At 63.1% G+C, this 16,936-nt stretch carries 14 protein-coding genes; 4 read left to right on the top strand and 10 right to left on the bottom strand.

Annotated features, from left to right (window positions below; genetic code table 11):
- The first annotated feature begins 173 nt into the window (after positions 1-173).
- The gene (locus tag LBW87_RS21860) at positions 174-1,703 is read left to right on the top strand and encodes a PLP-dependent aminotransferase family protein (RefSeq protein WP_225203585.1); all 1,530 of its coding nucleotides are present in this window, start codon (positions 174-176) and stop codon (positions 1,701-1,703) included.
- On the opposite strand, the gene LBW87_RS21855 is transcribed toward LBW87_RS21860, so the two are convergent.
- Positions 1,667-4,447 (bottom strand): EAL domain-containing protein, encoded by a 2,781-nt coding sequence (locus tag LBW87_RS21855; protein WP_225203584.1) that lies wholly within the window; start codon positions 4,445-4,447, stop codon positions 1,667-1,669. The two genes, LBW87_RS21860 and LBW87_RS21855, sit on opposite strands and share 37 nt — an antisense overlap.
- Before the next feature lie 350 nt (positions 4,448-4,797).
- Between LBW87_RS21855 and LBW87_RS21850 the strand changes: the two genes are divergently transcribed.
- Positions 4,798-5,034, top strand: coding sequence for a hypothetical protein (locus LBW87_RS21850; RefSeq protein WP_225203583.1), 237 nt, complete (start codon positions 4,798-4,800; stop codon positions 5,032-5,034).
- Between the two features lie 225 nt (positions 5,035-5,259).
- Here the strand turns inward: LBW87_RS21850 and LBW87_RS21845 are convergent, their stop codons facing one another.
- From LBW87_RS21845 to LBW87_RS21825, 5 genes are all read right to left on the bottom strand, one after another.
- The gene (locus LBW87_RS21845; RefSeq protein ID WP_225203582.1) at positions 5,260-6,354 is read right to left on the bottom strand and encodes a hypothetical protein; all 1,095 of its coding nucleotides are present in this window, start codon (positions 6,352-6,354) and stop codon (positions 5,260-5,262) included.
- Positions 6,355-6,435: 81 nt separating this feature from the next.
- Positions 6,436-8,256: a hypothetical protein gene (locus LBW87_RS21840; RefSeq protein WP_225203581.1), complete on the bottom strand. Its 1,821-nt coding sequence runs from the start codon at positions 8,254-8,256 to the stop codon at positions 6,436-6,438.
- Positions 8,253-9,785, bottom strand: coding sequence for a hypothetical protein (locus tag LBW87_RS23945; RefSeq protein WP_265113031.1), 1,533 nt, complete (start codon positions 9,783-9,785; stop codon positions 8,253-8,255). Before LBW87_RS23945 ends, LBW87_RS21840 begins: the two co-directional genes overlap by 4 nt.
- Positions 9,786-10,300: 515 nt before the next feature.
- Positions 10,301-10,879: a TMEM175 family protein gene (locus LBW87_RS21830; RefSeq protein WP_225203580.1), complete on the bottom strand. Its 579-nt coding sequence runs from the start codon at positions 10,877-10,879 to the stop codon at positions 10,301-10,303.
- Positions 10,876-11,574: a YoaK family protein gene (locus LBW87_RS21825; protein WP_225203579.1), complete on the bottom strand. Its 699-nt coding sequence runs from the start codon at positions 11,572-11,574 to the stop codon at positions 10,876-10,878. The genes LBW87_RS21830 and LBW87_RS21825 overlap by 4 nt, the downstream gene beginning before the upstream one ends.
- Positions 11,575-11,888: 314 nt before the next feature.
- Here LBW87_RS21825 and LBW87_RS21820 point away from each other — a divergent pair, with 314 nt between their 5' ends.
- The gene (locus tag LBW87_RS21820; protein ID WP_225203578.1) at positions 11,889-12,530 is read left to right on the top strand and encodes a response regulator transcription factor; all 642 of its coding nucleotides are present in this window, start codon (positions 11,889-11,891) and stop codon (positions 12,528-12,530) included.
- A 3-nt stretch (positions 12,531-12,533) separates the two neighbouring features.
- Positions 12,534-12,932 carry a hypothetical protein gene (locus LBW87_RS21815; RefSeq protein WP_225203577.1) on the top strand — a complete coding sequence of 133 codons (399 nt, stop codon included), beginning with the start codon at positions 12,534-12,536 and terminating at the stop codon, positions 12,930-12,932.
- Positions 12,933-13,055: 123 nt separating this feature from the next.
- Here LBW87_RS21815 and LBW87_RS21810 read toward each other — a convergent pair whose 3' ends face one another.
- The 4 genes from LBW87_RS21810 to LBW87_RS21795 form a co-directional block, all read right to left on the bottom strand.
- Entirely contained in the window at positions 13,056-13,583 is a 528-nt protein-coding gene (locus tag LBW87_RS21810; RefSeq protein WP_225203576.1) for a Dps family protein, read from the bottom strand.
- Positions 13,584-13,594: 11 nt separating this feature from the next.
- Positions 13,595-14,416, bottom strand: a complete 822-nt coding sequence (locus LBW87_RS21805) for an alpha/beta fold hydrolase (protein ID WP_225203575.1) — start codon at positions 14,414-14,416, stop codon at positions 13,595-13,597.
- Positions 14,417-14,489: 73 nt separating this feature from the next.
- Positions 14,490-14,903, bottom strand: a complete 414-nt coding sequence (locus tag LBW87_RS21800) for a DoxX family protein (RefSeq protein WP_225203574.1) — start codon at positions 14,901-14,903, stop codon at positions 14,490-14,492.
- 3 nt (positions 14,904-14,906) lie between these two features.
- On the bottom strand, positions 14,907-16,775 hold the full coding sequence (locus tag LBW87_RS21795) for an amidohydrolase (RefSeq protein WP_225203573.1): 1,869 nt from the start codon (positions 16,773-16,775) through the stop codon (positions 14,907-14,909).
- Positions 16,776-16,936: the final 161 nt, after the last annotated feature.

Here is a 16,936-nt window from a genome sequence, read left to right as displayed (position 1 = left end):
CAGGCCCGGGCGGCGTTTATCCCGGATTGCGGGAATCGAAATAAACAACAACATGGCGGCCCGCGCTTAGTCGGGCGCCCGCTTCATACTCTCGTATGATTGGCGGGCTTGACGGGTAGACCTACGATGCGATCCAGGAAATGATCCTATAAGACACCCAGCAGGGAGGCACTGTGAAGCTCTACGAACAACTGGCCGACACGATCCGGCAGCAGATCGACGACGGCATCATGCTCCAGGGTGAAAAGATCCCCTCGGTGCGCCGGTCCAGCCAGCAGTACCAGCTGAGCATTTCCACGGTGATCCGTGCCTACCTGTTACTGGAAAGCCGCGGCCTGATCGAAAGCCGGCCGCAATCCGGCTACTTCGTGCGGCCCCGGCAGGACCAGCCGGCACCCACCGCGCTGGCCCCGCAACTGCCGCCGGCCACGCCGCTGCTGCCGATCAACCTGGCCCCGGTCGCGCTGGCGCTGTCGAACATGCGCTCGATCAACTGCGAGCAACGCATTCCGCTGGGCTCGCCCTACCCCGATCCATCGCTGTTTCCATCAGCCCGCATCAGTCAGTTGGCGCATGGCATGTACAAGCGACGCGACCGCCAGGAACTGATGGGCTCATTGCCGCCCGGCAACCAGGAACTGATTCGCCAGATAGCGCGACGCCATCTGGAAACTGGACTGGCCGTCAATGTCGCCGAGATCATCATCACCGAAGGCGCCACCGAAGCCATCAACCTGGCGCTGCAGGCCATCGCCCGCCCGGGCGACGGCATCGCCGTCGAAGCCCCGACCTACTATGCGCTGCTGCATGCGATCGAACGCATGGGCATGCGCGCAGTGCCGATCCCGACCGATCCGCAACGCGGCATCGACCTGCCGGCGCTCAATGCGGTGATCGAAGCGGGCCAGGTGGCGGCCTGCATCGTGATGCCCAATTTCCAGAATCCGCTCGGCTTCGAGATGCCGGAAGAACGCAAGCGCGCGCTGGTCGAACTGATGGCATCGCACCAGTTGCCCATCATCGAGAACGATGTCTATGGCGAACTGCATTACGCCGAGCAACGCCCGCGACCGCTGAAGACCTTTGATCGCCAGGGGCTGGTGCTGTACTGCAGTTCCTTTTCGAAGAGCCTGACCACCGAGCATCGCATCGGCTGGATCCTGCCGGGACGCTATCGCCAGGCGGTCGAGCAACTCAAGTTTCTCAATACCGTCACCACGCCGTCGCACCCGCAGCGGGCGATTGCCGAATACCTGCACAACGAAGGATATGACTTCCACCTGCGGCGCTTGCGCAAGACGCTGTCGCAACACGGGCGCATCATGCGCGCGGCAGTGCTGCGATTTTTTCCGCAAGGCACCGTCGCCTCGGAACCCGAAGGCGGCTACCTGCTGTGGGTTACCCTGCCGCGCGGCGTCAATGCGCTCGAATTGCATGTGCGGGCGCAGGCCGCCGGCATCAGCGTGGCGCCCGGCAACATGTTCTGCATCGGGCCCGGCTTCGACCATTGCATCCGCCTCAACTACAGCTTCGCCTGGAACCGCGAACTCGAACAGGCCGTGCGACTGCTGGGCGACATCGCGCAGGAACTGGCGCAACGCGCCGCCACGCTGCCGGAGCCGGACATCGCCCCGGCTCCGATGCATCCGGCGGCCACGGTGGGCGCTCAACTGCCCGCCAGCGGATTGACCAGGGCCAACTGAGGCGTGCGCATCGGCTGGGGCGCAATACCGCCGGCGGCGAAGCGCTCCATGACTTCATCGAGCGGCGTCGGCTTGCCGAACAGGTAACCCTGGAATGCGCCGCAACCGATCTTGCGCAAGGCCGCCCATTGTTCGGCGCTCTCCACCCCTTCGGCCACCACCTGCAAACCCATCGCCTGGGCCAGGCTGACGATGGTGCGCACGATCGATGAAGCGTGCGGCGTCAGCAACATGTCCTGCACGAAGGAACGGTCGATCTTCAACTGGTCCAGCGGCAGTCGCTTGAGGTAGCTCAGGGACGAATAACCGGTGCCGAAATCGTCCAGCGAGAAGCCGACGCCGATCTCCTTGAGCAGGCCCATCTTGCGGATCAGGTCATCGACATCGGTCAGCAGCATGCTCTCGGTCAACTCAAGCTTGAGCCTGCGTGGATTGGCGCCGGTGCGCTCCAGCGCATGCAATACCCGTTGCGTGAATTCGGGCTGGCGGAACTGGCTGGCGCTGACGTTGACCGAGATCGTCAGGTGCGCCGTGGCGGCATCAATCGACCAGGCCAGCAATTGCTCGCAGGCCTGCTCCAGCGCCCACTCGCCGAACTCCACGATCAGGCCGGTCTTTTCGGCCTGGCCGATGAATGCCCCCGGATAGACCAGGCCGCGCCGCGGATGCTGCCAGCGCATCAGGGCCTCGACCCCGCACAGGCTGCCGTGCTCGTCGACGATGGGCTGGTAGTGCAACAACAACTCGCGACGCACCAGCGCATGGCGCAGATCGTTTTCGAGCATGGCGATCTGGTCCAGCACATCCTGCATGTCGGGACTGAAGAAACGGTAAGTATTGCGCCCGGCGGCCTTGGCCTCGTACATCGCCATGTCAGCCTGGCGCAGCAGGTCGTTGACGCTATGGCGCCCGCTGCCGAACAACGCCACGCCGAGGCTCGGGGTACTGCGCACTTCGTAGCCGTCCATGGCGTAACCGGCATTGAGCGACGTTAGTATCTTGCGGCACACGAACTCGGCATTGGCGGCGGTCTCCTCGGCGTCGGCGCCCAGGTCTTCGAGCAGGATCACGAATTCGTCGCCGCCCAGGCGCGCCACCGTATCGACCTCGCGCGTGACTTGGACCAGTCGCAATGCGACCAGCTTGAGCAGGCGGTCGCCCATGTCATGGCCCATGGTGTCGTTAAGCGACTTGAAGTTATCGAGATCGACGAAGATCACCGCGCCCTGGCTGGCGCCGCGCCCGCTGCGGGCCAGCGCACGGCCCAGGCGGTCGAGCAGCATGCGCCGGTTGGGCAGGTCGGTGAGACCGTCGTAGTAGGCCAGGCGCGCGATTTCTTCTTCGGCCTTCTTGCGCGCGCTGATGTCCATGCGGGTGCCGACCATGCGCAACGGACGTCCCGGCTTGTCGCGCTGGACCACCTTGCCGCGACACTGGATCCAGACCCAGTGACCGTCCTTGTGCCGCAACTGGTATTCGGCCTCGAAGAAGCTGGTGCTGTCGGCCAGGTGCAGGCGCAACGCATGGTCCAGCGACTCCATGTGATCGGGATGCACCAGCGAACGCCATTCGCCCACGCCATCGTGCTGGCAATCGGGGGCATAGCCCAGCATGGCGTTGGCGCGAGCGTCGACGGTGCGACGGTCGCTGGGGATATGCCAATCCCACAACCCCAGGTTGGCGCCGCCCAGGGCCAGCTCCATGCGTTCGACCATTTCGGCATGCTGCACATCGCGCAGCCAGGCCTGTTCTTGCGCCTGGCGTCGACGCCGCTGGATGGCCGCCAATGCCAAGGCGCCGATGGCGGCGAATGCGCACCACATCAGCAGGTAGGAACGGGCCAGATCATGCCAGCCGGCATTGATGCGTTCGACGCTGCGCGAAAGACCGATCACCAGGGTCTTGTCCAGTCCGAGCTCGCCCTGCAGCACGGTGCGCTGCACCACCATGCGTTGCTCACCGTCGGCCCCGGCGCCGGTCATCACGCTGGCCACCGCGCCACCCCGCAGATGACGCTGCAGGAAATCGTCGACGTCGCTTTCGGGGCGACGCATCTCGGTGGCGTTGGCCGGCACGAACAGCAGGCGCCGGCCATCCTCGCTGGTGATGGCGATATTCATGTCGTCGGCGTACATCGCCGAGCGCATCACGGCGTCGAAATACTCGGGGTTGAGGATGGCGCTGACCGCGCCTTCGTTGCGACCATCGGGCCCGGTCAGGGGCATCGACAACTTGATGTTGAATACCCCCGGCGTGTTCTCGTAGGGTTGCGACATGTACATCAGCTTGCGCGAGAGCATGCGCGAAATCTGGGCCAGGAAGTCGCGATCATCGAGCTGACGATCATCCATGTCGTCGGCCGACATGCTGATGCGTCCCTGGGCGTCGAGCAGCACCATGGCGCGCACCCCGGGCATGGCGCGCTTGAGCGACTGCAGCAGCAATTGGCGGCATTCGGGATTGCAGTGGCGATCAGGGGCGGTGGCGCCGCGCGCACTCTCCAGCGCGTTGCGCACGCCCTGGAACTGGTGCCCCATGCTCTCCTCGATGATGCGCGCCTGCAATTGCATGCGAGAGGTCTCGGAAGCCTTGATCAGGCGGCGTTCGGACCAGATGAAGTTGACGATCAGCAGCGCCGTGAAGACCAGCACCGCCAGCAAGGTGCACCATTCGATGACGCTGCGACTAACAGCCCGGGGGTGCGGATGCGACGCATCGTCGCTGTTCATGCGGGAGCGCTTCATGAAAGCCCCAGCGACCGTGGCACGCCCGCGTAGGGGAGCGTGGCAATGCGGATGGCAAGGCGGGCAGGACGGATCATGAATCACCTCTAATCTTTCAAGACAAAGCGTCCCCACCGCGCTTCGATGCGAGCACGGTCCGGTGCGTTTTTTACGTGGGGCCAGTCTACGAGCCAGGCGTCAGGCGCGACGCGCACACTGCACGACATGCACAGGGAACACAGTTCTTCTTGCCATGGTGCAAGCCGATACAGTTCACACCTAGGTATAAGAGGCACAGACCAAGGTGCAATGGCCTCGCCCGCACCGGCTGCGTAAGCTTGCGCACTCAGTCAATTGAGCGTGAGGACATCGTGCATATCGAAGTGATCGGCCAGTACGAAATCGTGCTGGAAGCCCATCGCAATCTGAGCAACACGGCGTGGATGCCATTCGTGACCATCTATCGCGGACACGCGGCGTCCTACCGCAGCACTTGCGTCTTCACGCGACGGGCGGTCGACACCCGGCTGCCCGCGCTCAATCGCGAACAGGCGATCGATGCAGGACGGGATTTTGCGATGCAGAGGATCGCCCGAAGCGAACTTTGAATACAGCTGGCCGATAGACTGATGACGATTGGAGAGCCCTGCTGCAGGCCGAGCAGCCTGAGATTGCCGAAGGACCCGGCGACAGTCGGGACACAGCGCCTGTACTGTCGATATGGTGAAGGAAGGTCTTCAGTCCGGCATGCCGATCTCCCGCAGTCACCAACACATCCCAACCATGTAGGTTACAAAAACGCGCGATGCGAGCAGGCCGTTTCAATCAACGCCTTACTTGCCAGAAGGGAAGCCTTTCTTGGTGGCGGTCGATGCCGTATTGGGACTGTTGAGCGGAGTGGATTCCGCCTCATTCGGCTTCTTATGGTATCTCAACGGATTAACGTCGCCCTTGTTGATAGCGGCAGCGACGAGGGTGAGCGCTTCAGCGGGGGTTTTGTTCAATCTTTGGCGCGTGCCCTCATAGCCAGCAATACTACCCGACGAACCATAGGCCCTACCCACATTGATCGCAGATGATTTCGGCGTAAATGTGGGTCGGACACCTTTGCGGGCAGCAATAGCCAGGGCCCTCTTCTCGCTTACGAGCGGCTGTTCAGTTGAAGCGGATTCAATAAGTTCTGCCTTGCCGGCAATGACGAAAGCGTGCGCGCAATCCGTACAGGGCCGCCGCTGGCCAGCGACTTTTATCAATTCGTATTGCTTGGGCAATTGACCCCGCTGGCGCAGAATATCGTCCGCCTCTAGGAAAAGCGTTTCGGCATGCATATTATCGGCCGCGCCGTTCTTGGGCTTGCCAGGAAAGCTGGCGATGGCATCGGCCGTACTGGCGTCGATAAACTTCACGCGTTTTTCGAGAAGCGCCTTGTACACTTCGTCTTCACGGGAAGAATTGTCCCGCCCCTTCTGGAGCTTCTTTACTAACTTATTAAGCGCATCCCCGATCTGGTCCCGATTCTTGTTGGAGGAAAGGATATAGTGCGGCGGATCCGTAGGCTTGGATAAATTGATGGCGACCGCACACTGGACTTCGATCAGTTTGTCACCGGCAATCTGGAAGAGACTCTTGGCAATGTGTTGCGCCGCCCTTTTTCCAACATCGGGTTCCTCATGCGGGATAGAAAGCCGACGAAATACGCTAAGGGGACCGATTCCCATGATCTGGCTGCGGCCGCCGTACACCGCCTGGGGATTCCCTTTGATTTTGGCGAAGGCAACTTCCAGTGGAACCGATTTTTGCATCAATTCATAGCGCTGTTTGGCATGCGTCTGTTCACTGGCGGCGTGTGGCAGGGCTCCTTGCGTCACGGTCGATACATTGCTGCCTGCTCCGAAGACCTCTACCTGGCGTTTCTTGCGCGGTGGCACGATGGCACCCTCCCTATCTTCTATGCAGACATCGCATGCGATGTGCGGACCGGGCAATTTTCAGCGCTGGCCCACTCGATGTCAGTTTCCGATGGCGACGGCGCGAAGCGAATAGCCGGCACTGGAACCGGACGCCGATACACCGATGACGATCACGTTGAGCCCTGGTTGCAGATAGTCGTGATAATCGATGGTGTCGTAGAAAGTGTTGCGCAGATTGAGCACCAGAAGGTTGTTGTCTCCACTGGCGCCTTCGGTCGTGTTGAGCGTGACCGTCAGATCGGGGGGCAGCGTTTGTTTGGTGAGCGGCGCGCTCGGCGCGCCGGTCGACGTTGCCGTGTAGCCCGGCGGATTGAACCAGATCGAGAGGACGCAGCCTTGCTGCGACGTTTCGGCCCAGTGCTTCAGGTATAAATTGAGATCCCCGTCGAATCCGGACATCTTAAAGCAGACATTGAGCTGCGCCGAGAAGGCGGCATCGGTCAGCGCGGCCGTGAGCACCATGTTGCTGCCCGGGCGTGTTTCGACCGAAGCGGCAAAGCCCTGTGTGAGCACCATCAGGTTATTGGCCGACGATATCGAGCGTGACAGGGCGCCGACACTGACGGGCACCAGGAACTTGCTGGGCAGGAAACCGATTACCGCGCCGTTGGAGCCTGAATTGTCGGTGATCGGGTCGAGCGCCAGCAGCGAAAGGTCTAGTGGCGCCGGGGGTTGGAACGTGACGGTCTGGCCCGGATTGAGCTGCCCGACGATGACGACTTCCCCGGGCTCGGCATTGCTGGCCGTGAAGTGGCTGGCGAAGATTGCATCCACAACGTGCATCGGCGAGAGCTCCGGCGCAACTGACTGCGGATAATCGACGTCGATCTGCCAGGATGAGGTCTGAACGAAATCGGTCCCGAGCACAGCAAGTTCGGTAGGCGGCGCGATCTGGTAGCAGGGCGTGCCGCTGCTGTAGTTGCGCGGAAAAACATCGGCCATTTCAGCGGCAGACAGTTCCAGGTTGTAAGGGAAGGTCGGCGCACTGGCGGTGACGTTGGTGGTGGCATTGTTCGCCATGAAGTTATAGGGAAACTCCTGCGACATGAACCAGGTGCATGAAGGCAGCCCGCCAGCGCCGCCCGCTGCGTTGAGACAGGAATATATGCCCCAATCCTTGATCGTCATTCCCGTGTTATAGGCATTCTGACGGCTGCGTCCCGCCAGCGATGAACGATCACTGCCCTGTGAATTCGACTGCGAATAGTCCTGCGTCTGCGACACGGCCAATCCGGCCGAGGCGGTGGCTCCGTACATGGCTCCGGCCGACAGCGACACGTCGTAGCTCTGGGTGGTGGTGTTGGAAGCGCCGGTGGTCTTCTGCGACATGTTGGAAAAACTGTTGCCCTGGTTCGCCGAAGATGCGTTGCCCGAAGAGCTGGAGACATTGACAGTGCTGTTGAGCGTGCGTGGCTGGTAATTCAACAGCCACGACTGCGACACGACGCCCTGCCTCACCGTCATCGAGACGGAGTTCATGGCCCAGACCGGATAAAAATAATATCCGGTCGTGGCCGCCTGATCGTTTGTCGACACGCCCGACAGGCCAGCATACAGATTGACCACGTTAGGATTGCTGATCATGCCGGGACCGCCTGCCTCCAGGCTTTGTACCAGCGACGTCGCCGGCTTGGTGGGATTATTCAGAATCAACCGCTGGCTGCTGGTGACGACATAGCTTTTGGTGTACGACGAATTGGCCACGTTGCTGACGGCGGTCACGGTGTACTCGCAATACAGCACGCCGATGTTGGCCGCCGCTGGCACGACCGTGTTGGCGCCGACGTAGTCATCGGCGGCGGGCGCATAGTTCAATGCAAACTGGACGACCGTAGCATATGGAGAAAGTTGGTCGTTCATGGCCGGTCAGCCCCTTCGATGTGCGCAGCAGCCGTGCTGGCCTGCGCCGCATTGGTGTTGAGAGTCCAGATGCCAGCGCCGCCGCCGATCGGGAATCCATAGGCATCGGTCTGAGCATTGGAATTCGACGCAATCCCGCTGTGGCTTTCGTCGCACCATTGCGGCACCGTCGTTCCCTCGCCATTGATGGAGAGTTGTCCAAAGCCTTGCAGGAAGATATCCGCACCCGCCGACGAGCCCGGCGAACTCGCGCTGTTGCCGTTGAAGGTCACTCTCTCAAGAGTGAGCGTGGGCGCCAGCGAAGGATTGCCTTGCCATTGGTCCTCCGTGCCGCCCATCACGAAGATGGCACCGCCAAAGCCGGCGCCGACGCCGTTATCGCCCGCCCCACACGCCGCGCCGCCGGCGCCGCCCGGTCGATTGCTGCCGCCGCTCCCGGAGTTACCCCATTGGCCCGGATTGCCGCGGCCGCTGGCGCCGGCGGACCCGCCAAATCCGGGGCTGCCGCCGACACCGAAGGAGCCCTGGGCTCCGCCCTGGCCACCGCCGGATCCGCAGTCCCAAAAACCGTTGGTGCCACCGGCCCCGCCACCACCACCACCACCGCCTGATCCACCGCCACCGCCGCCACTGCCAAAGCCGCCCTGTCCGCCGTTGGCGCCGGCGCCACCTTGCGCCCCGCCGCATCCGGAATTGCCGCAGTCGTCGCCGATGCCATTGGTGCAGGCGCCACAGCCTCCGCCGCCGCCTCCACCGCCACAGCCACCGGTGCCACCGGCGCCACCGAACAGGCCCGGGCCGCCGGACGTCCCGGGCGTGCCCGGTGAATTGGGCAGCAGACCGCCGTTGTAATAACCGCCGACGCCACCTTGTCCACCGTTTCCGGACATGCCTGCCGGGGCGAACTGGCTGCCGTTGATGACCGGCGCCACCGGCGAAGCCTGGTAGGCGTTGACTCCCTGCGAGCCATAGTTAGGACCGAAACCGAAGCTTTCATCACCGCCCCCCTTGCCGCCCGTGCCACTGATGGCCGATATCTCGGTAGGCGCTTCGGCCTTGGCGCGACAACTCTGGATCAGCGACTGATAGAACGATAGGCTGGTCGACTTCGTGACGGCGGAACCGTCGCCATGAGTCCATGGCGGCGCCGATAGCGCGGTGCCATACGGATTGAGAGCTAACACAGCGCCCCCCGCACCCATGTTGCCGTTGATTCCCCGTGCCAGGCAGTTCTGGATGGTGAGGTATTTGAAAGCCACCGTTCCACTGAGCACGATGAAACCGCGCGCAATGTGAGCCCCATCGATCACGGCGTTAGCGGTGTTGGGGCCCTGAATGATAACGTTGGCTGCCGAATTGAGCATCTGGATGACATCCCCCGAGGCCAGGGTAATGGACGCCGCCGTGCCGTTGTCGATCAGGTTGATGATCACCGTCGAGCCGGCCGCCGCCTGATTGGCCTGTTGGATAGCGATGTTGAGTTCGCCTAATGTGGATGCGGAGAAAGTGCTGGTGTTGCTCGTCTGCATGGCGCTACCTATAGAAGAGATGTGATATCGACCAGCCTGCGCTGTGAATCCCCACGCACCAATTGCTGGCCACCCCATGGCCTCCCTGGCGGAAGGCCCCCTGCCACTACGGTTAGTAAATTCTGCAAGACTGCGCGACAGCGGTTCGATACATCGCCACCTCCGTGACGTACTCATGGCGACCGCACCTGCGCGCATCAACCCTGTATCCCCCTGCCAGGCCCGACCAATCTCTTCGACAAGCCGAATCCCTGCCGACCAGGCGGGCTTCGTGAGTTTTTCTATGTTACGGATGAGTTTTGAAATACTTTAGGAGGATGCGAGCTTGCGGCCCGCATTCGGGCGACGTGATAGGTGCTGCGCGCGTTTCCGCAAGGAGGGAACACCCGATGGTTTCCTCTCCGCAGAGATGCCTTAAAGCAACATCATGAATTTCGTACCGGCCCCGCGCCACTGCCGGATCAGGTGGTACGGCGGCGCACGGCGAACTGGCAGGAGGCTGCCGGCTGAAGCGATCAGGCCGGCGTGCCGCTACGGTCGAAACGACGATCTGGCAACAGCCATAACACGGCCAGCGCCACGTAGATGGCCGAGGACCATAACGGCCACCACGGCGCCAGCAGGATCGACAGCGCATAGAGCAGGATCGAGCCGGCATTCTTGCGGCCGTTGCCCAGCACCGCCGCCAGCGCCGGGTGCGCGGCTTCGGTGGCGCGCAGGGCGCGCTTGAGCACCAGGAACGAGATCGAACACATCAGCAGCACCACGCCGTAGCAGGCCACTGGTGCGGTATCGCGATGATGGCCGGCGATCCAGTCGGTGACGAACGGAATCAGCGAGACCCAGAACAGCAGATGCAGGTTGGCCCACAGCACGCGGCGGTCGACCTGGTTGGCCAGTTGCAGGAGGTGATGGTGATTGACCCAGTAAATACCCACGTAGACAAAGCTGAGCACGTAGCTCAGCAGTCGCGGCAGCAGCGGCAGCAGTTCGGACACGCTGGCGCTGCGCGGCGTCTGCAGGCCCAGCACCATGATGGTCAGGGCAATCGACATGACGCCGTCGCTGAAGGCTTCCAGCCGTGACTTGTTCACGCCGCCGCCACGCCCGCCCGCGCACGGGACAGCTCACCCACCACCATCACCGCCAGGATCGCGATCGGCAGCGCCAGCGCCCAGAAACCGAAGGCGTGATAACCGAAGGCGGCGACGATGGCGCCGACACCGAACGACAGCACCGGCCACAGGAACTTCATGCAGCGCTCGCTGGTGGCGCCATCGGCGCCGCCGCGCAACACGTCGACGGTATCGATCACCACCTGGGTCACATTGCCGGTCATCAGCGACGTCGGCGCCAGGTGCGACAACAGCAGGCGGCTGATGGCGCTATGCACGCCCATGCCAACGGTGCCCAGCAGGCCGGCCGCCATGCCCCAGCTGGAACTGGGTGATTGCACCGGGGTGGCGATGATGCCGCACACCATGAAACCCACCAGGAACACCAGTTGCAGCAACAGGGTCCAGGGCAGCGCCGCGCCATTGCGCTTCTGGATGGCGGCGATGAACAGGCGCGCACCGGCGACGCCGATGACGAACGCCGGGAACGCCAGGAACTTCAGCAGGATGGACATCTGCGAACTGTCGGCCAGGGCCGAGCCGATCAGGATGAAGTTGCCCGTGACGTGGGCGGTGAACAGGCCGAACAGGGCAATGAAGCCCAGCGTGTCGACGTAGCCGGCGAGAAAGGCCAGGCTGGCTGCCTGATTGCGATTGTGTTGTGCTGCAGTCATGAACATCTCCAAAGAGCCGTGGAGCGCAAGGTGAAAGGCCCGGCGCGAGTGTGGCGTCAACATAGCACCGGGCTGGCGCGCGCGAAATTATCCATGGGGATAGTCCGAGGGCATTTTTGTTAATTAATTAGCAATTATTGTTATCCGAAGGCGAGCGCGTTTTGTACAAAAAACAGCATCTTCATACAATCAAAAAAAGTCACGGATGCACATCATGTGGGTTGACCGCTGAGCCTGGCCAGGAATGTCTGCGCCCTGCCCTCAAGGAGCATCAGCGGCCCCCCTTCCAAGCACGCATGATGGAGTCCGCTGACATGGAAAACATAGTATTTGTGGTCGATGATGACGACATGGTCCGCCAATCGGTGCTGCGCCTGCTGGAGTCTGCCGGGCGCACCGCGCAGGGTTTCTCATCGGCCGCCCAGTTCCTTGCGCATCCGTTGCCTGATGTGCCGTGCTGCCTGATCCTCGACATGAAGATGCCGGGCTCCGATGGCCTGGAGGTGGTCAGGCAGCTGGAGCGACGCGGCGCGGCCATCCCGGTGATCTTCATCTCGGGCTACGGCACCATCCCCATCACGGTGCAGGCCATGCGCGCCGGCGCCCACGAGTTCCTGACCAAGCCGATCCACGCCGAGACCTTGCTGGCCTCGGTGACCCAGGCCATGCTCATTGCCGGGCGCGAACTGGGGCAACGCACCGAACAAACTGCCAGTACACTACGGCTCGATACCCTCACGCCGCGCGAACGCGAAGTGCTTGAGCTGGCCATCTGCGGCTTGCTCAACAAGCAGATCGCGACGCAGATGGGCATCAGCGAAATCACCGTCAAGGTCCACAAGCGACGCGTGATGGACAAGATGCAGACCCGAACCCTGGCCGACCTGGTGCGCACGGCGGAACGATTGCAGATCGCCGGCGTGCGCCGACAGGATCGCCTCAGCCACGAAAGATAAGAGATGAACGACAACGACAATCGCAGCGCGCTGCGCCAGCTGGCTTCCGAACTGCGCAAGTCGCACAAGCTGTTGCTGGAATGCCAGTCGACCCTGTCCGGCGCGACCGGCACCGCCTTCGACCGGCTGCAGATGGTGACCAATCACCCGGACTTCGCATGGCTACGCATGCTGTCCGAATTCATGGTCGAGATCGATGAAAGACTGGATGAAGAAGCGCCGCTGGAGCCGACCGAACTGGCCGCGCTGCGCGCGACGCTGGAACGCCTGATCGGCCCGGCCGAGCCAAGCTCGGCGCTGTTCCGCGAAAAATACCTGGCCGCCCTGCACAGCTCGCCCGACCTGACCATCCAGCATGGCGCATTGCGCCTGGCGTTGGGCAGGTTGCCGGCCATCGGCTGACCTCCCCATACGATTCAAGACTCAAGACGCTGTGCCCTGACTTGCGTCAGGGCGACGGTGGCTAACTGTTATAGATAACCCGTAGCGCCGGCGCAGGCCGGCGCCCAGCGTCTTTCCACCCGATCAGCCGCCGGTGCGACCCGATTCGAACAGGAACCACGCGCGCTGCTCTGCCTCGTCGATCCAGTTCTCCAGCAGGCTGGCGGTGGCCACATCGCCGTGTTCGCCGCACAACTCATGGGTGGCCAGCATGAAGCCGACCAACCGCAGGTTGTCCTCGCGCAGCTCGGCCAGCATGTCCGACGGCGTGACGAAGTCGCTGTCGTTGTCGGCCAGGCGTTGCAAGCGACCGATATGGCCGGTCGAGCGCAAGGTGGTGCCACCGATCTTGCGCACCCGCTCGGCCACCGCATCGGTGATCGCGATGATCTGCTGCGACTGGTCATCCAGCAGCAGGTGATAGTCGCGAAAGTGCGGCCCCGACATGTGCCAGTGGAAGTTCTTGGTCTTGAGGTACAAGGCAAAGACATCCGCCAGCAAGGTGTTGAGACCACCGCTGATGTCGCGGCTGGCTTCGGCGCTGAGCAGGGTCGGCGTATTGAGCGCCGACATGCGGCGCTGCTGCAGGTCTTGCCGTTTGTTGGCGTCCATGGCGCTCATCCTCAACCCTTGATGAAGGCCAGCAGGTCTTCGTTGAGCAGGTCCTTGTGCGTGAAGCACAGCGCGTGCGGCGCGCCGCCATAGATCTTCAGGCGTGCATCCGGCGCCAGCTGCGCCGACAGCTTGCCGGTGACTTCGAACGGCACCACCTGGTCGTCGTCGCCGTGGATCACCAGGGTCGGCAGGTCGAACTTCTTGAGGTCGTCGCGGAAGTCGGTCTGCGAAAAGGCGATCACGCAATCCAGCGTACCCTTGAGCGAGGCCAGCATGGCGATGTTGAAGGTCTGTGCCAGCACGCCCGGGGTGACCTTGTGGTTGGGACGGTTGGTGCCGAAGAAGACCGTCGCGAAACCGTTCAGGAATTCGGCGCGGTCATTGCGCAAGCCTGCCAGGATGCCATCGAACACCGACTTGTCGACGCCTTGCGGATGGTCCGGCGCCTTGCCGAAGATCGGGGTCACCGCGCCGATCAGGACGGCCTTGGACAAGCGCTTGGTGCCGTGACGACCGATGTAGCGCGCCACATCGCCGCCACCCATCGAGAAGCCGGCCAGCACCACGTCGTTCAGGTCCAGCGTGTCGAGCAGCTGGGCCAGGTCGTCGGCGAAGGTGTCGTAGTCGTAGCCGGTCCATGGCTGGCTGGAACGACCGAAGCCGCGGCGATCATAGGCGATGACGCGGTAGCCGTTCTCGGCCAGGAAGTTCATCTGGTATTCCCACATGTCGCCGTCCAGTGGCCAGCCATGGCTGAACACGACCGGTTGGCCACTGCCCCAGTCCTTGTAATAGATTTCGGTACCGTCGCGGGTGGTGATGGTGCTCATGCTTGCTCCTTGGTGATGACAGATGGTGGGTTGTACTACAGCCGGCCGGCGCGGGTGGCGCCGGCCGGTGGGGTCAGTCCCGGTCGCGGGGCAGGCCCAGGCGCCAGTTGCCCGGACCGCATAGCGCGATCGAGGTGAAGATTACCAGCAAAAGCCAGCCGAACTGGCCTTCGGCAATGCTCCAGTCGGGATGCACCGCCAGCATGGCGATGAGCAGCACGCCAATGATGGGCAGGCAGGCCAGGCGGGTGAAGACGCCGGCGGCGATCAGCAGCGGGCACAGCGCCTCGGCGAAGATCGCGCTCCACAGCGACAGCGTCGGCCCGAAACCGAACGGGTCTTCGATGGCCGTCAGTTCATGCGAGTAATGCAGCAGCTTGGGCAAGCCGTGCACATAGAACAGCATGAAGCTGCCGGCAATGCGCAAGAACAACAGGCCGAGATCGAGCGGCGGCGTCGGCAAGCGTTTGGGGGGCATGTGGAGCATGGCTCAGAACGCGAAGCAGCTGCAACCCAGCGCGCCCCAGAAGCCGGCGAAGTTGGACACCGGCACATCGGACTTGCGGGCCACGTCGTGCGCGTGGGCATGCACGCCGCAGGCGCCGGCGCAGGCATGCGGCAATGCCGCCTTCTTCTGCGCCACCGGACGGTAATGACCCGGCACCTTGGCCACCGGCGACCAGTCGGGCAGCACCGGGATCTCGCCCGGGCCATGCGCCGAGAACTCAGCGGCACCATAGACGATCTTGCCGTCGACCACGGTCATGACCGATTCGATGGCCTTGATGTCGTCTTCATGCACGCTGAAGAAATCGGCCGACAGCACCGCCAGATCGGCCAGTTGGCCGATCTTGATGCGGCCCTTCTTGTCCTGCTCGCTGGAGAACCAGGCGCTGCCGGCGGTCCACAACTCGAGCGCGGTCTCGCGCGGCAGACGGCCCGCCGCGCCGTACAGCTTGGCGCCGCCGACGGTGCGGCCCGACACCAGCCAGTACAGGGCGGTCCAGGGGTTGTAGCTGGCCACGCGGGTGGCGTCGGTGCCGGCGCCGACCGGCACGCCCATCTCGAGCATCTTGGCAATCGGCGGCGTGTGCTCGGCCGCTTCGCTGCCGTAGCGGTCGATGAAGTATTCGCCCTGGAACGCCATGCGATGCTGGATCGCAATGCCGCCGCCGAGCGCGCGCACGCGTTCGATGTTGCGTTCGGTGATGGTCTCGGCGTGGTCGAACATCCAGTGCAGGCCGTCGAACGGGATCTCGCGGTTGACCTTCTCGAACACGTCCAGCATGCGGCTGATCGATTCGTCATAGGTGGCGTGCAGGCGGAACGGCCAGCGATTGGCGACCAGATGGCGGACCACGCGCTCCAGTTCGTCTTCCATGCCTGCGGCCAGGTCGGGACGCGGCTCGAGGAAGTCCTCGAAGTCGGCCGCCGAGAACACCAGCATCTCGCCGGCGCCGTTGTGGCGGAAGAAGTCGCTGCCATCGCCCGGCTTGACCATCTCGGTCCACTTCTGGAAGTCGGCCAGTTCGCCGCCCTTGTTCTGGGTGAACAGGTTGTAGGCGATGCGGATGGTGAGCTGGCCGTCGGCGGCTAGCCGGTTGATGATCTGGTAATCGTCGGGATAGTTCTGGAAACCGCCGCCGGCATCGATGGCGCTGGTCAGGCCCAGGCGGTTCAGCTCGCGCATGAACTGGCGGGTGGAGTTGACCTGGTATTCCAGCGGCAGGCTGGGGCCCTTGGCCAGCGTGGCGTACAGGATCATCGCATTGGGACGGGCAATCAGCATGCCGGTCGGGTTGCCCGAGGCATCGCGCACGATCTCGCCGCCGGGCGGGTTGGGCGTGTCGCGGGTGTAGCCGACGGCCTGCAGCGCGGCGCGGTTGAGCAGCGCACGATCGTACAGGTGCAGCACGAACACCGGGGTGTCGGGCGCGGCAGTATTCAATTCTTCCAGCGTCGGCATGCGCTTTTCGGCGAACTGGAATTCGGTCCAGCCGCCCACCACCCGCACCCATTGCGGATGCGGCGTGCGATCGGCCTGCTGCTTGAGCATGCGCAGCGCATCGGCCAGCGAAGGCACGCCTTCCCAGCGCAGTTCGAGGTTGTAGTTGAGGCCGCCACGGATCAGGTGGATGTGCGAATCGTTCAGGCCCGGCACCACGGTGCGGCCCTTCAGATCGATCACTTGCGTGCCCGGCTGCGCCAGGCGCATCACCGATGCAGCGTCGCCCACTTCAAGGAACTTGCCGCCGCCGATGGCGACGGCATCGGCCACCGGGTTCTGGCGGTCTACGGTATGGAATTTGCCGTTGACCAGGATCAGGTCGGGCGTGTTGCTGGGCGTTGCGAGGCTCATGTCAGGCTCCGTGCAAAAGGAAAGGCGGTGGTCCACGCGCCGACGCCCGATGCGGCCGGACATGTCGTGTGCGGATCGGTGGATGGATGCAGTGTGCAAAATCGCGGCGGCAGCGTCTAGCTATACGAAAAGATAATGGCGGCGCCCCCGGCTGCGGCCTA

It is taken from the genome of Herbaspirillum sp. alder98 (assembly GCF_020179755.1).
Taxonomy (GTDB): domain Bacteria; phylum Pseudomonadota; class Gammaproteobacteria; order Burkholderiales; family Burkholderiaceae_D; genus Herbaspirillum.
The sequence above is the reverse complement of the archived record's forward strand: the minus strand, read 5'-3'. Positions and strand labels throughout refer to the sequence as shown.

Excerpts from the sequence above, each read along its gene's own strand:
- LBW87_RS21800 (WP_225203574.1), bottom strand. The coding sequence starts at position 14,903 with ATGCTCCACATGCCCCCCAAACGCTTGCCGACGCCGCCGCTCGATCTC.
- LBW87_RS21815 (WP_225203577.1), top strand. The coding sequence starts at position 12,534 with ATGAACGACAACGACAATCGCAGCGCGCTGCGCCAGCTGGCTTCCGAA.
- LBW87_RS21795 (WP_225203573.1), bottom strand. The coding sequence starts at position 16,775 with ATGAGCCTCGCAACGCCCAGCAACACGCCCGACCTGATCCTGGTCAAC.
- LBW87_RS23945 (WP_265113031.1), bottom strand. The coding sequence starts at position 9,785 with ATGCAGACGAGCAACACCAGCACTTTCTCCGCATCCACATTAGGCGAA.
- LBW87_RS21855 (WP_225203584.1), bottom strand. The coding sequence starts at position 4,447 with ATGAAGCGCTCCCGCATGAACAGCGACGATGCGTCGCATCCGCACCCC.
- LBW87_RS21820 (WP_225203578.1), top strand. The coding sequence starts at position 11,889 with ATGGAAAACATAGTATTTGTGGTCGATGATGACGACATGGTCCGCCAA.
- LBW87_RS21840 (WP_225203581.1), bottom strand. The coding sequence starts at position 8,256 with ATGAACGACCAACTTTCTCCATATGCTACGGTCGTCCAGTTTGCATTG.
- LBW87_RS21825 (WP_225203579.1), bottom strand. The coding sequence starts at position 11,574 with ATGACTGCAGCACAACACAATCGCAATCAGGCAGCCAGCCTGGCCTTT.
- LBW87_RS21805 (WP_225203575.1), bottom strand. The coding sequence starts at position 14,416 with ATGAGCACCATCACCACCCGCGACGGTACCGAAATCTATTACAAGGAC.
- LBW87_RS21810 (WP_225203576.1), bottom strand. The coding sequence starts at position 13,583 with ATGGACGCCAACAAACGGCAAGACCTGCAGCAGCGCCGCATGTCGGCG.